We start from the raw sequence: 14,482 nt of genomic DNA, 5'->3' as shown, positions 1-14,482 counted from the left end.
TGCTCAGTCGCTGCTATTGCTCTACTCGCAGGCCGCGGCCTAAGACAGCTAGGGTGTCGGCTGCTTCGCGTTGAGAAATGGCGACATGGCTAAATGCGCTGGAGCCGTGAAAGGTGCCGGGGTAGCTGTGGATTTCAGTAGAAATTCCGGCTTCTAGGAGACGACAGGCGTAGTTGATACCCTCATCGCGGAGCGGGTCGAACTCCATGGTGGAGACGTATGCTGGAGGCAGGCCACTGAGGTCTGTGGCCCGAGCAGGTGCGGCATAGGCCGGTACCTCAGGGTCCCCTGCTTTATATTGCTCGCCGAGATAGTAGGCCCAGCTCTGTTCAGATTTTTGACGGTCCCAGATCGGCGTGTCAGTAAATTTACGCATGCTGTTACTGTCCATGCGATCGTCGAGCACAGGCATACCCAAATACTGAAAGCAGATAGCAGGGCCCTGTCGATCGCGACTTAACAAAGCCAGCGCCGCCGCTAGACAGCCGCCAGCACTCTGGCCGAAGACAGCGATACGTGCGGGGTCAACCTGCAGTTCCGCGGCACTGTTGGCAAGCCACTCTAGAGCGGCATAGCAATCATGTAGGGCTCCCGGGTAGGCCGTTTCTGGAGAGAGGCGATAGTCCACGGAAACTACCACGATGCCGAGGCTGCGACATATGGTGATGCAGCTGGCGTGTTCACTATCGAGGTTGCCCAGGACAAAGCCGCCACCGTGCATGAATAGCAGGCCTGGCACAGCTTTGTTTAAGCCCTCGGGGCTGTAACAGCGAATGGCTACATCTGGGGCGCCCTCTGGGCCAGGGATATGACGGTCTGCAATCACTACGCCGCTGGTATCAAGCTCGGCGTTCATTTGCTTACTCATCTCAGAAAATGCTGCCCGGGCAGTGGCCGGGTCATCCATACTCACAGGAGGTAAAAACTCTAAGAGGGGAGTGAGCTCAGGGTCGAATGCGTAGTTCATGCTGTCAGCCTGTCATTATATTTGCAGTTTAAAACACATAGCATATCCACTGTGGCGCTGATATGCAGTGTTGCAGGTACAAGTATCGATACTTTAGTCGCGAAGCTATGCCTTAAATCCATCGCGCTGCTGAAAGTTCAGCTAGACGGCTTGCGCAAAGCAGAGCATTGCTGTGATCGCATCGACAAATAGCGAGGGCTGTACTATCGTGCCGCAGGCACTTTGCCAAGCTCCAGATGATTTTGTGTGCACCATAGTGGAGCTTGAAGAGTACGCTTTATCTCATTGGAGCCAAGTATGACCACCAGTCTTCGCAGTACCAATATTAGCAAATTGCGCGATCAAGTTTTTGATGTGCTAATTGTGGGCGGAGGTATTAACGGCGCTGTCTCGGCGGCAGCACTGGCTGGTCGAGGCCTTAAAGTGGCGCTGATTGATCGGGGCGACTTTGCTTCGGGCGTCAGCTCCAACTCATCCAACCTCGCGTGGGGTGGCATTAAATACTTGGAGAGCCACGAGTATTTGCTGGTTAATAAACTGTGCAAGTCGCGCAATGAGTTAATGCGGGCCTATCCATCGACGGTTAAAGAGATCCGTTTTTTCACCACTATTCAGAAAGGCTTTCGCTTTGGCTCCTTTTTTGTCTACTTAGGCAGTGTGTTGTATTGGTTGATCGGGCGCTGTGCCACCCAGCCACCACGCTATCTGAGTGCGCGTTACATAGAGGAGCAGGAGCCAGAAATTAATACCAGCAATGCCGCTGGTGGTCTGGAATACTCTGATTGTTATCTCTACGACAACGACGCACGTTTTGTCTTTAAGTTTATCCGCAAAAGCCTCAATTATGGCTGTATCGCGGCCAACTATATGGAGTCGCAGGAATCCGTTTTTGAGCAGGGTCAGTGGCGCAGCCAGGTCCGTGATGTGCTCAGTGGTGATACCTTTGAGCTTCGCTCACGTTCACTGATCAATGCCTGTGGCCCTTGGGTCGATAGCCTCAACCGCGAGACCGGCATCGCTACTAATTATCATCACGTCTTTTCCAAAGGCATCCACTTAATTGTCGATCAGATTACCGATAACCGCCGTGTGCTGACTTTCTTCGCCAGTGACGGTCGCTTGTTCTTCCTCATCCCTATGGGTCCTAAGACATGTATAGGCACTACCGACACCCAGGTCTCTAGCCCTACGGTCAGTGTGACAGATGAAGATCGTGATTTTGTGCTCAGTAATGCCAACGCCCTGCTGGACCTTGAGCAGCCGTTAACTCGAGAGGACATTATTGCCGAGCGGGTGGGGGTGCGGCCGCTGGCAATTGCTGGAGAAGGCGGTACCGCCGACTGGGTGCAGCTGTCGCGCAAGCACGTGATTGAAGTGGATGAGCCGCGCCGTCATCTGAGTATATTTGGCGGTAAACTGACCGATTGTTTGAATGTGGGTGAAGAAGTCACCGATTGGATGGCCAAGCTGGGTCTGCCGGTGCCGCAGCCGAAAAATCGCTGGTACGGTGAGCCAGGGGAAGAGTTGCGCACAGAGTTTATGTTGCAGGCCAAACTGATGGGGCTAGATGATCTAACTGACCCCTCATCTTCCGAGCCCTTATCAGAGCGCTTTTGGCGACGTTACGGCGAGGCAGCTTTTGGTTTGCTGGAGCGTATTCGTGAGGATACTAGCTGTGCCAAGCTGCTCATTAAAAAAGCGGAATACACCCGCTGTGAGATTGAATTGGCAGCGCGGCGCGAAATGGTGGTGAAATTAGAAGACTTTATGCGCCGCCGCTCCAAGATTGAACAGGTCCTGCGCCGCGAAGAGATTGCTGCAGCGCCAGGCTTACGTGAAGCCTGTGAGATCCTGTTTGGCAGCGAAGCGGAGCAGAAGCTCAAAGAGTATTTAGCGCAGCAGTAAGCGCGCTTCAGTCCGAGGTGATATTCGTTGATTGCTGAACTACAATGCTCGACAGCGACAGCAAATTTGCTGGGCGCCAATATATAAAAAGGAGCAAAATATGAATGTCTTTTATCTTATTGGGGTTATCGTAGTTATTGTTGTAGTACTGCGCTTTTTGGGCGTGTACTAGCAGTTTACCCAAGCTGTTATTGCCTAGCTGACAGCGGCCAGTGATGGGCTGGCCGCTGAGTTATCTGCTTTGCTGAAGCAGCGCTGCCATAAAGTGCGGCAGTGCTCGCTACTATCAACCCTTAGCTTTTGCTCGGTGCTTGGCCGTGTACGCCAAGGTAGTGTGATGCGGGGCTGGGGTTCTTTTCTAGCAGCGTATTGATTTCATAGAGGCGCTCATAGCGAGTCTCGCGAATCAGCCACTTACCATCAACCTTCTCATAGCGATCCCAATACAGAGCCGTGCCAGTGGTATGTGCTTGGTGGCCCATCATCCACATGTGGTCGGCGAGGTACCATATACCCGTCGCTTCAGTTTCGCTGAGAACTTGTATTTCTGGGTGATGGCCGTTGTGATGGCCGATCGACTGATTGTTGAAAGACTCTCGAATATTGTCGACATAATCTTGTCGGCCATTCACTTTCCACTCGTAAGTGCCGCCGAGAAAATGCACCAGAACATCTTCGTGGAATAACTCGGCCAGTTCTTCTAAGTTAGCAGTATCAATGCAGCGAAAGTAGGCGTATTTGAGCTGTTTGATCGCTTCGATATCCATCAAGTGTTGGATGTTCTTGCGCAGCTCGTCCACACCTCCAGCACTAGCCTGCAGTGGCAGGCCTTCAGTAATGCCCATATATTCTTTATTAAGTTTTGGTCGCTGTTGACTCATAAGTAGATCCTCCTGTGATCATCACAGAACAGTGTACGTAGCAAGGCCAAGGCTCGTCACCCCTCTGGAGTCACTGTCGGGCTAGATAGTTAAGCTGGAGCAGAGAGTATCAGCGGATCTGGTAGTGGACTGCTGTTTCATCGAGCGCAATAGCCAGCTTTTCAATCAGGATGTCGATTTCTTCCCTATTGCATATCAATGGCGGTGCCATAATCATAGCGTCGCCGGTCTGCCTTACCATCAAGCCATTTTTGTTGGCGCGGTCGCGACAATAGATAGCGCCGGCACTGTCTGGGGCCAGACGCTTGCGTGAGGACTTGTCCGCTACCAATTCGAGGGCGGCAAACATACCTTGGCCGCGAACTTGTGCAACTAGCGGGTGTTGCTCAAATTCCCGTAAGCGCCCTTGAAAGTAGGGCGCAATATGCTCAGCGGCATGCTCGATGATGTTCGTGCTGCGCAAAATATCCAGTGTGGCAAGGGCGGCAGCGCAGCTTGCAGGATGTCCAGAGTAGGTCAGGCCATGGGTGAACTCGCCGCCGCCGGCCAGCAGCACCTTGGCTACTTGGTCTCCGACCATGACGCCACCGAGGGGCATATAGCCATTGGTAACCGCTTTGGCGAAGGTCATTAGCTGCGGTTTGATGCCGTAGGTTTCGCTGCCAAACCATTTGCCCGTGCGGCCAAAACCACAGATCACCTCGTCGGCGATCAGTAGAATGTCATAGGCATCACAAATACGTTGTATTTCAGGCCAGTAGCTATCGGGAGGGATAATCACTCCGCCGGCGCCCTGCACTGGTTCGGCAATGAAGGCCGCCACCTTGTCTTCACCCAATTGCTGAATTTTGGCTTCAAGCTCGCCAGCTACCTGTAGCCCGTATTCATCGGGGCTGAGCTCGCCACCGTTGGCGAACCAATGGGGTTGATTGATATGGTGCACATAGTCTAGGCCGCGGGTCTGCTTGTGCATGCCGTCCATGCCGCCGAGGGAGGAGGAGGCAATAGTTGAGCCGTGGTAGGCATTTTTACGACTGATGAAGAGTTTTTTCTCAGGCTTGCCGAGTAGATCAAAGTAGCGGTGGACCAGGCGGATATTGGTGTCGTTGGCCTCTGAGCCGGAGTTGGTAAAAAAGACATGATTGAATTGCGCTGGCGTCACCTCAACCAGGGCGCGGGCTAGCTCAACAGCGGGTTGGTTGGCGCACTTAAAGAAGTTGTTGTAGTAGGGCAGCTCCTGCAGTTGTCGGTACACGGCCTCGGCAATTTGCGGCTGACTGTAGCCGAGGTTGCAACACCACAGGCCTGACATGCCGTCGAGCATGCGCTGTCCATCGGTATCGTAGATGTAGATATGTTCCGCGCGATTGACAATCCGACCACCCTGTTCGGCGTGGTTTTGCAAGTCAGTAAAGGGATGTAGGTGATGCGAGCGGTCTAGTGCTTGTAGTGCTGCGCTGTCTTTTTTGTGGCTCATTGGACGTCCTCTGTTGCGTGCTGCACTTAAGGGCGGCTGCGGCGTTTTACCCAGAAGTGTTATAGCCGAGCTGGGTATAAAGTTGTTAAATACGATCTACACTAGTCTGTCATAGTGCCTAGGCTTCGCCATTACCCAAAAGTGGTGTTTTGACCGCCTTAGCGCTCGCTATTTAATTCGGATAACTGACATCATGGTCGATACTGTACAGCGCTTGCAGGCCTTTCTCGACGCCAATCCCGAGGTGGATATATTTGAGGTTATTCTGCCTGATATTGCCGGCGGCATGCGTGGCAAGTGGGTCACCCGGGACAAAATCCACTCAGTGTTTAAGGGTGAACTGAAGCTACCGGTAAGCTCTTTGGCCTTCGATGTTTGGGGGCGCGATGTAGCAGCTTGGATCTTCGATTCCGGTGACGGCGACGGCTACTGTGAGGCCGATATTGATACTCTTGTACTAGTGCCCTGGGCGAGTCGGCCTACGGCACAGGTTTTGTTGTCAATGCGCGAGGCTGATGGCAAGCCCAGTCCACTGGACAGCCGTTTTTTACTGCAGTCGCTAGTCGACCGGTTCGCCGCCTTAGGTTTGACTCCGGTGATGGCTACTGAAATGGAGTTCTACCTGCTAGAAGATAAGCAGGACGAGTTGGGCCGCCCTGTGCACACTCAAACCGACAGGGTTGGGGGGGCTTTGGGTTCAGGCCAAACCTACTGCATGGATACTATGGCAGAAATGAGCGAATTGATGCATGCCATTCGCGATGCCAGTGTGGTGCAGAACCTGCCCGTGGATACGCTTATTAAAGAAGCCGCACCCTCCCAGTACGAGATCAACCTCTATCACAGTGACAATGCATTACAGGCTGCAGATCAAGCAGTGATGTTGCAGCATGCGATCAAAGGGGTTACACGGCAGCAGGGTATGCGTGCGACCTTTATGGCTAAACCCTTCGGTGATTTGGCGGGTAACGGCATGCATGTGCATTGCAGCTTGCTCGATCAGAACGGTCTCAATGTCTTTGATGATGGCAGCGCCATGGGCACAGCACTATTGCGACAGGCCATAGCCGGCTGTATGGCAAGTATGGCCGACAGCATGCTGCTGTTTGCCCCCAATATGAATTCCTATCGCCGTTTTCAGCGAGGCTCCCACGCGCCCTTGGCGCCCTGTTGGGGTTATGAGAATCGCACGGTTGCGCTGCGTGTGCCGGCCGATGCACCGGCGGCGACACGCATCGAGCACCGCTTGGCTGGTGCAGATGCGCATCCCCACCTTGTGCTGACAGCGATTCTTGCTGGCATGCTGCAAGGTATCGAGCAGCAGATGGAGCCCCCTGCGCCCCTAGATGGGAATGCCTACGAGCAAGTGCCGGCCAGTTTACCGCGTTATTGGCCCGATGCTTTGGAGCGCTTCTCCAGCTCGGACTTTATTCGCGACACTTTTGGTGCTGAATTTCAACGCGTTTATAGCCTGCTGAAACAGCAAGAGCTCGATGAGTTCGATCGACAGGTGACGCCGATGGAATATGACGCGAGCTTTTAAATACAACACTTTTGAATAGCGTTAGCGCCCTGCGGGGTAGGAGTAAAGAATGATGCAACACACAGCGGGGTCTGTGCCACTCGACAACGATTCAATGTACGCCCATATTTTCAGTTTTCTCGGGCTGCCACTGAGTCGCGATTTGCAAGACCCAAGTGTCGGGGCGGTGGTAATGGGCGTGCCTTATGACTTGGGCACTTCTGGGCGGCCAGGTGCCCGATCTGGCCCCGCCGCTATGCGCCAGGCCAGTGCTAATTTGCGCTGGGAGGAGATGCGCTGGCCCTGGGGCTTCGCCTTGAGAGAGCGCCTAAAAGCGATAGATTTCGGGGATGTTGTGTATGCCAACGGTGACAGTGACAGCATGCTGCAGGAGGTTGAGCAACACGCCGCGATGGTTGCCGCTGCCGGTAAAACATTGATCAGTCTTGGCGGTGACCACTTTGCGACCTTGCCGCTATTGCGCGGTGTCGCCCAGCACCATGGACAGCTGGCCTTAATTCATTTTGATGCCCACACCGATACCTATGACGAAGGTGAGAAATACAACCACGGTTGTATGTTCTACCGCGCGCCACAGGAGGGTATCGTTGACCCCTCCCGTTCCATTCAGCTGGGTATTCGCACAGAGTATGAGCGCAGCGACCATCAATACGCAGTGATTGATGCCCATCAAGCCAATGAGCAGTCGGTGGCAGACAGCGTCGCTGCGATTCGCCAGCGGGTAGGCGATGGCCCGGCCTACCTAACCTTTGACATCGATTGCCTGGACCCTGCCTATGCGCCCGGTACGGGTACACCGGTGGTCGGAGGACTGAGCTCCTCTCGCGCCCTGCAAATATTACAGGGCATTGCCGACCTAAACATTGTGGCCTTTGATGTGATGGAGGTCTCCCCGGCCTATGATCACGCCCAGATTACCAGCCTCGCAGGCGCCACACTGGCCCTGCAGTTTTTGTATATGCGGGCTAGTAGGCTGTAATTAGAGGCTGCGTCTGCAGTTTAGCTGCCTCGCCGCTCAGTGTCGGGGCGGCTGTAGATAGGCGATTAGAGTGTCGCCGCCATCGTAGTTCTTGGCGCTCATTAGCGAGTCGAGAAACAGGTAAAACAGTTCGGCCTGGGAGCTGACTTCGAGCTTTGCGTAAGCATGTTTGCGGTGCAGCTTCACAGTTTCGATGGATATGGATAGTTTATCTGCCACGGTTTTCGTGCTGTGTCCGTGCAATACGAGATTGATCACCTGAGCCTCGCGTTCGGTGAGAAGACTTCTGCCAAAATGTTTGAGTGCCTGGTGTAATTGCTGACGCAGATCGATGGCGTCGGGAGCGGCATCGGTGTCGAGCTCCCAGTGCTTGCGACAGAGGGTGTCGATGACCGCTGCAATACTACGTAATCGCTCCACTTGGCTATCGCTAAAGTGGCTGTTTGGCTTGGTTTTGCCCAGTGCGATGTTGATAAAGGCATCGTCACTTAACCGCAGGATGTATCCGCATTCATCCTGATAGCCGCAGTTGCGATACCAGTTTTTATAGTACTCGCTATCTTTGAAGCCCTCAGGGGAGAGTTCTTGCAGACGAAACACACCAAAGTGCTGCTCAGTACCGGCAATATAGAAGGGGTCTAATACGAAGGCCGCACGAATAAAGTGGTCTAGGGTCGAATGGCCCAGCTCTTCTGGTTCTTCAAAGTACTCCAGCAGCGGAAAACCGCGCGCTGGATACAGGATCACCGTGGCGTCATCAATGGGCACTAAGCTACGCAAAGTGTCGATCAGTCGCGCGCTAAAGTCCGCCGTTTGAATCGATTCAATGAGTAGGGCCAAGCGTTGGCTGTAATCTTTGAGCTCAGGCATGAGTGCCGCTTTTGGTTTGCAGTCTTAGCATCATAACGTGATTGCGAGCCAAGCCCCAAAGGACTGCCAGGCCATTTATTGCTGAAAGGTTGTGTACAGCGACAAGAACAGGCTTATCTTGGTTTTATCCGCTACCCTGTTACATTGAGGGAAAAGCAGCGATTAAAGGATAACAGCGCATGGCACAGCCCAAACAATGGCAAAAACTCAACTGGCAAGATCCTTTCTTATTAGAGCAGCAGCTCAGTGATGAGCAGCGTATGGTGCGTGATAGTGCCGCACACTATGCCCAGAGTCGACTACAGCCAAGGGTGCAGCAGGCTTTTCGCAAGGAACACACTGACCCTGAAATTTTTCGTGAAATGGGTAAGGTCGGCCTGCTCGGATCGACCATTAAAGGCTATGGCTGTCCGGGGGTGGATTATATTTCTTACGGTTTGATTGCTCGGGAAGTGGAGCGGGTTGATTCAGGTTATCGCTCCATGATGAGTGTGCAGTCTTCCTTGGTGATGTACCCGATCTATGCCTATGGCAGTGATGCGCAGCGCGATAAATATTTGCCGCGTTTAGCGAGCGGTGAGTGGATTGGTTGTTTTGGCTTAACCGAGCCAGACCACGGCTCCGACCCCGGTGGAATGATGACCCGGGCTAGATCAGTGGCGGGTGGCTACAGCATTAGTGGCAGTAAAATGTGGATCACTAATAGCCCGATTGCGGATGTCTTTGTGGTGTGGGCTAAAACAGATGACGACAAGATTCGAGGCTTTGTGCTCGAGCGGGGTATGGAGGGGCTGAGCACCCCGAAGATTGAAGGCAAATTAGCTCTGCGCACTTCAATTACTGGCGAGATTGTCATGGATGAAGTATTCGTTAGTGATAAGCACTTGCTGCCTAATGTCGAGGGTCTTAAAGGGCCTTTTGGCTGTCTCAATAATGCCCGCTATGGCATTGCCTGGGGGGCACTCGGTGCTGCTGAGGCTTGCTGGTTTGCCGCGCGCAACTACACGATGGAGCGCCAGCAGTTCAATCGACCACTGGCGGCTACCCAGCTGATTCAACTAAAGCTGGCTGATATGCAAACTGAGATCAGTCTGGCTTTACAGGGCTCACTGCGCGCAGGCCAACTCATGGAAGCTGGTCAAATTGCCCCTGAGCTGATCTCCCTGATCAAGCGTAACTCCTGCGGGAAATCGCTGCATATTGCCCGCCAGGCTCGGGATATGCTCGGCGGCAACGGCATCTCTGATGAATACCCGGTAATGCGTCACATGGTTAACTTAGAGGTAGTGAATACTTACGAAGGTACCCACGATGTACACGCCTTGATTCTCGGTCGCAGCCAGACCGATATCCCAGCTTTTTGATTGTGGGAGCTCTCTCAAATCTGCGGGTACTGGACTTGTCTCGAATTTTGGCCGGACCTTGGGCCAGCCAAATTCTGGCAGACCTCGGCGCCGAGGTGATTAAGATAGAGCGTCCCGGCAGTGGCGATGATACCCGTAGCTGGGGGCCGCCTTATATGAAAGATAGCAGTGGCAATGAGACAGCGGAGTCGGCCTACTTTCTCTGTACTAATCGCGGTAAACAGTCGGTCTGCATCGATATGAAAAGCGCTGAAGGACAGGCCACCTTGCGCGAATTGGTCAGGCACTGCGACGTGTTGATTGAAAACTTCAAAGTCGGCGATATGGCGCGCTATGGTCTAGATTACGAGACACTTGCGGCACTCAATCCACGCTTGGTGTACTGCTCAATCACCGGTTTTGGTCAGACAGGCCCACTCTCAAAGCGTCCGGGCTACGATTTTTTAGTGCAGGCTATGGGCGGCTTGATGAGTGTCACTGGGGCTCCCGACAGTGAGCCTGGCGGTGGGCCGCAGAAGGTCGGTGTGGCCTTAACTGATATCATGACAGGACTTTATTCGACCATCGGTATTCTTGCAGCGCTGGCGGAGCGTGAGCACTCAGGTATGGGACAGAGGGTTGATCTGGCACTACTGGATGTAACAGCTGCAGCGCTGGCCAATCAGGCTAGCAATTACTTAGTCGGTGGCTTGAATCCGGAGCGCTTAGGCAATGCCCACCCCAATATAGTGCCCTATCAGAGCTTTGTGGCACGCGATGGTCACTTGATTGTAGCGGTAGGTAATGACGAGCAATTTCGACGCTTTACACTTGCCCTACAGCGCCCAGAATTGGCAGAGGATGCTCGCTTTGTTAGCAATAGCGAACGGGTGCGGCACAGAGAGCAGTTGATTCCCCTCTTGCAAGCGGCAATGCTGGAGCGAGACAAGGCTGAGTGGTTGGAAATATTGGAGCAGGCTCAGGTGCCTGCAGGGCCAATCAATACAGTGGCAGAGCTGTTTGAATCTCCGCAGATACTGTCTCGTCAAATGCGAGTTAATGTAGCGCATCCCGATAATGCTGAGCTGGAGTTAGTTGGCAATCCAATTAAATTGTCGCGCACACCGGTTAAATATCAGCGGCCACCGCCAACTCTAGGCCAGCACAGCGAGTCGGTGCTGGAAGCACTGCTAAAAAAATAAACCAAAGAGCGCCCCAGAGAGCACACTTTTGGTCCGCCAATTAGGGCTGTAAAAAATGAATGCCCCAGCGGGGTTAGAATAGGACAAGCTATGAAATTATTAAAAAGAATTGCCTTAGTGCTGCTGTTAGTGATTGCGGTGATTATCGCAGCACTGACCTTTGCTTGGCAGCCAGAGCCTTTCGCCGAGGGCAGTGTTAGCGCCCAGCGTTTACAAGCCGGCCCCTTGAAGGTTGCATCTTATAACTTGGTTCTGGAAGACAAGTCCAGAGCCGCAGCGGCGTATAACGACTACAGTGGCAGTGCTAGCCGTCAGCTCAAAAGCACAATTTGGCATCCTGCCAGCCGCGCCGAGGGCCCTTATCCACTGCTAGTCTACAGCCATGGATTTTCTTCAACCCGCGATGAGGGCGCCTATCTTGCCAAGCACATGGCCAGTCTGGGCTATGTGGTGTTGGCCATGGACTATCCACTTACTAATGTGCGTGCCCCGGGTGGGCCCTTTGCGCGTGATGTGGTCAATCAGCCTGCCGATATTAGCTTTGCCATAGACCATGTCTTGGCGCTATCTGCAAGCCAAGGAGAGGCGCTGGAGGGCATGGTGGATGAATCGCGTATCGGTGCGTTTGGCTTGTCACTGGGTGGTATGACCACTGAATTGCTGAGTTTCCATCCCGAGATGCGCGATTCGCGCATTGGCGCGGCACTGTCGATTGCTGGCCCTACTTTCCTGTTTACATCAGCGTTTTTCGCCCATGCACCGGAGTTGCCCTTTTTAATGCTCGCTGGGGATATTGATGCGCTGGTGCCTTATGCCGCCAATGCTGCGCCGGTCCCAGATAAAATGCCGGGCGCCGAACTGGTGACACTAGCAGGTGGTTCACATACGGGCTTTTCTGGTCCCGCTGTGATGATGCGTTGGATGGATAACCCTGATGCACTGGGCTGCTACCTAGTAGCGAAACGTATCACCCAAGCGATGGAGTCGCCCTGGTACGATCTATTGGGCGGCGAGCAGGAGGGTATTGATGATACACAGGATAGCCAGCTCTGCGCGATGGATCCTCTGCCAGTAGCAATGAATGTTAAGCGTCAGAATATGATCACTCAGGTAGTGGTGGCTGCTTTTTTCCAGCGCGAATTCTCACTTTCAGCTGATGAGCGGCAGGCAGCAGATCGCTACCTGCGCGAAGAGCTAGAGAAGGAGCTTGCGGAAGTGCGCTATGAGACTAGTGAGCCTTAACGCACAATAGTGACCGGGTGCACGGCAGAGCGTTTGCCTGTGGGGTTGAGTTTGCGCATTTTACTGGTCATCGATGCCAGCGCCGCTTGTCGGTTAGACGGAGAGGGGTGAGTGCTGAGAAACTCTGCCGGGCGTTTACCACCGCCCAGTGCGCCCATCTTTTGCCACAGGCTAACGGCAGCGTCTGGGTCGTAGCCGGCGCGGGTAGCAAGCTCTAGACCGATCTGGTCTGCCTCGGACTCGGCGGTACGGCTATTAGGCAGTTCCAAGGCTACTTGGGCGGCCAGCGCCGCGCCACCTAAGGCAAGGGCGGAATTATCAGAGGCTGCACTGACAGCGACAATGCCTAAGTTGGTGGCAAGGGCGCGGGACATGCGCTCCGCTGTATGGTTAGCAAGGGCGTGGGCTACTTCGTGGCCCATGATTTGCGCGAACTCATCGTCAGTGAGATTGAGCTGCTTGAATAGCCCGGTATATACCGCCATGCGGCCACCAGCCATACACCAAGCGTTGACGGTCTCGTCATTGTTGACAATGGCTACGCTCCATTCCCAGTTGGCTGCTCTGGGATACAGCGCTACGGCTTCTGTGACTAGGCGACCAGTAATCGTAGCGACTCGCTGCGCCAATACTGGATCGTTGACTAGCAGGTCTTTTTTGTCAAAATCGCTGACAGTGCTCAAATAAGCTTTTTTGGACTCCACAATAGCGGACTCCGGTGATATCAACATTAATTGCGTGCGACCGGTGGGGCTGGTGGCGCAGGCAGTGAGCAGGCTGAGAGCCAAGATGCTGAACAGGGCTTTTTTCATGAAAGACCTCTAATGGTTTTGGGTGACGAGCGAACACGCTTAGTGTAAACGACTTATGGTCAGAAACTTAGAGGGAAAAAGTAACAGAGGGTTCCGCTACTGGCGATAGAGCTCACCAGTAGCGGGGGGTGCTAGGACAGAGTGATCTTAGATCGGAAGCCCTTGGTCGATATCGTGACCGCGGTCTTCTGGCTTGTCCATGCCGTTGGTGTACATTTTACCGTTGAGGCTTTGCTGAGTTTTTTTCGCCTCCTCAGGGCTCTGGTAAAACTGTCCGTACCACTGGCGTACGTGCTTGAAGGGCCCATCGTTTTTCAGCTGCATAACCTTCACGGCTGGACGCTTATTCTTCCAGATATTGAAGTCTGCGCTGAAAGCGACCAGAGCGTTTGCCTGGGCCTGCTTAGCCGCAGCGCGGTCAGCATTGTTGGCCGGTGATGCGTTGCCGCGGTAGAGACAGGCATGCCAGCATTTAACTCTGCCATCGTCTACCGGGGTGTTGGCGATCAGCTCAAAGATTTCGTTGTCACCAAAGACCTGTTTGGACAGCAGTATGCCAGGGCCTGTGTACCAAGTGGTGGTATACAGATAGGTGTTGTAGAGCTGCATCTGGCCGCCTTGGCGCTGGACTACAATGTGGTCCTTGAACTCATTCTCAAAGTACTCACAAGGGGCGCCGTGGGTGGGGCCTAAGTGCCGAGCATCGGCCATGTTGTCGAGAATTTCTTGCGGGTGAATGTCCAGTTCACCTAGGTGGTCGAGTTCCCAGCGGACCCACTGCGGGTCATCCCACTGCTCGAGGAAAGGCGGCTCAAAATCAGGCTCGCGACCATCTGGATCGAACCAAGCCATCACAATACCCATGTTATCCACGACCGGATAGGAGCGGATAGAGGCTGATTTCGGGCAGGGACCGTCGTGGTAAGGGATGTCATCTACATCGCCATCTGAGTTGTAGCGCCAGCCGTGGTAAGGGCAGCGAATCGAGTCACCTTCGATCTGCATGCCGTTTTTAACGATCATGGCGGAGTCACTATTGGTGAGATGAGTGCCCATGTGCGCACAGTACGCATCGAGCAACACCGGCTTGCCACTCTCGCCGCGGTAAAGCGCCAAGTCTTGGCCCCAGAAACGCACGGCCATTGGCCCTTGGTCCAGTTCCTTGCTTTCAGCCACAATAAACCAACCCCTTGGGAAGGTGTTAGGGCCTAAACCATATTCTGCTGCGGTTGCCATAGCTGCTGTTACCTCCATATGTGCA

The 14,482-nt window shown here is 53.7% G+C and carries 12 protein-coding genes; 6 read left to right on the top strand and 6 right to left on the bottom strand.

The genetic code is table 11. The features are described from left to right. Nucleotides 1-13: 13 nt before the first annotated feature. Nucleotides 14-967, bottom strand: coding sequence for an alpha/beta hydrolase (locus H2508_RS10070; RefSeq protein ID WP_182172695.1), 954 nt, complete (start codon nt 965-967; stop codon nt 14-16). A 297-nt stretch (nt 968-1,264) separates the two neighbouring features. Here H2508_RS10070 and H2508_RS10065 point away from each other — a divergent pair, with 297 nt between their 5' ends. Then, nucleotides 1,265-2,872, top strand: coding sequence for a glycerol-3-phosphate dehydrogenase/oxidase (locus H2508_RS10065; protein ID WP_182172692.1), 1,608 nt, complete (start codon nt 1,265-1,267; stop codon nt 2,870-2,872). A gap of 293 nt (nt 2,873-3,165) precedes the next feature. Here H2508_RS10065 and H2508_RS10060 read toward each other — a convergent pair whose 3' ends face one another. Beyond that, nucleotides 3,166-3,753: a nuclear transport factor 2 family protein gene (locus H2508_RS10060; RefSeq protein WP_182172689.1), complete on the bottom strand. Its 588-nt coding sequence runs from the start codon at nt 3,751-3,753 to the stop codon at nt 3,166-3,168. 109 nt (nt 3,754-3,862) lie between these two features. After that, a complete protein-coding gene (locus H2508_RS10055; protein WP_182172686.1) occupies nt 3,863-5,230 on the bottom strand; it encodes an aspartate aminotransferase family protein in 1,368 nt (455 codons plus the stop codon). Between the two features lie 193 nt (nt 5,231-5,423). Between H2508_RS10055 and H2508_RS10050 the strand changes: the two genes are divergently transcribed. Both H2508_RS10050 and speB read left to right on the top strand, forming a co-directional pair. Beyond that, nucleotides 5,424-6,773: a glutamine synthetase family protein gene (locus H2508_RS10050; protein ID WP_182172683.1), complete on the top strand. Its 1,350-nt coding sequence runs from the start codon at nt 5,424-5,426 to the stop codon at nt 6,771-6,773. A gap of 49 nt (nt 6,774-6,822) precedes the next feature. Then, nucleotides 6,823-7,752, top strand: coding sequence for an agmatinase (gene speB, locus H2508_RS10045; RefSeq protein WP_235965175.1), 930 nt, complete (start codon nt 6,823-6,825; stop codon nt 7,750-7,752). Between the two features lie 36 nt (nt 7,753-7,788). Here speB and H2508_RS10040 read toward each other — a convergent pair whose 3' ends face one another. Continuing rightward, nucleotides 7,789-8,622 (bottom strand): helix-turn-helix transcriptional regulator, encoded by an 834-nt coding sequence (locus H2508_RS10040; RefSeq protein ID WP_182172680.1) that lies wholly within the window; start codon nt 8,620-8,622, stop codon nt 7,789-7,791. A 179-nt stretch (nt 8,623-8,801) separates the two neighbouring features. Between H2508_RS10040 and H2508_RS10035 the strand changes: the two genes are divergently transcribed. From H2508_RS10035 to H2508_RS10025, 3 genes are all read left to right on the top strand, one after another. Then, nucleotides 8,802-9,986, top strand: a complete 1,185-nt coding sequence (locus H2508_RS10035; RefSeq protein ID WP_182172677.1) for an acyl-CoA dehydrogenase — start codon at nt 8,802-8,804, stop codon at nt 9,984-9,986. 2 nt (nt 9,987-9,988) lie between these two features. Next, a complete protein-coding gene (locus H2508_RS10030; protein WP_182172674.1) occupies nt 9,989-11,167 on the top strand; it encodes a CaiB/BaiF CoA transferase family protein in 1,179 nt (392 codons plus the stop codon). A gap of 90 nt (nt 11,168-11,257) precedes the next feature. Beyond that, entirely contained in the window at nt 11,258-12,409 is a 1,152-nt protein-coding gene (locus H2508_RS10025) for an alpha/beta hydrolase family protein (RefSeq protein ID WP_182172671.1), read from the top strand. Here the strand turns inward: H2508_RS10025 and H2508_RS10020 are convergent. After that, complete coding sequence (locus tag H2508_RS10020; RefSeq protein ID WP_182172668.1) at nt 12,406-13,221, bottom strand: M48 family metallopeptidase; 816 nt, start codon at nt 13,219-13,221, stop codon at nt 12,406-12,408. The two genes, H2508_RS10025 and H2508_RS10020, sit on opposite strands and share 4 nt — an antisense overlap. 147 nt (nt 13,222-13,368) lie before the next feature. Further along, nucleotides 13,369-14,457 (bottom strand): Rieske 2Fe-2S domain-containing protein, encoded by a 1,089-nt coding sequence (locus tag H2508_RS10015; RefSeq protein WP_182172665.1) that lies wholly within the window; start codon nt 14,455-14,457, stop codon nt 13,369-13,371. Between the last annotated feature and the right edge of the window lie 25 nt (nt 14,458-14,482).

It is taken from the genome of Sediminihaliea albiluteola, assembly GCF_014077625.1.
Classification (GTDB): Bacteria; Pseudomonadota; Gammaproteobacteria; order Pseudomonadales; family Halieaceae; genus Sediminihaliea; species Sediminihaliea albiluteola.
This window is presented reverse-complemented; position numbering and strand designations above follow the sequence as displayed.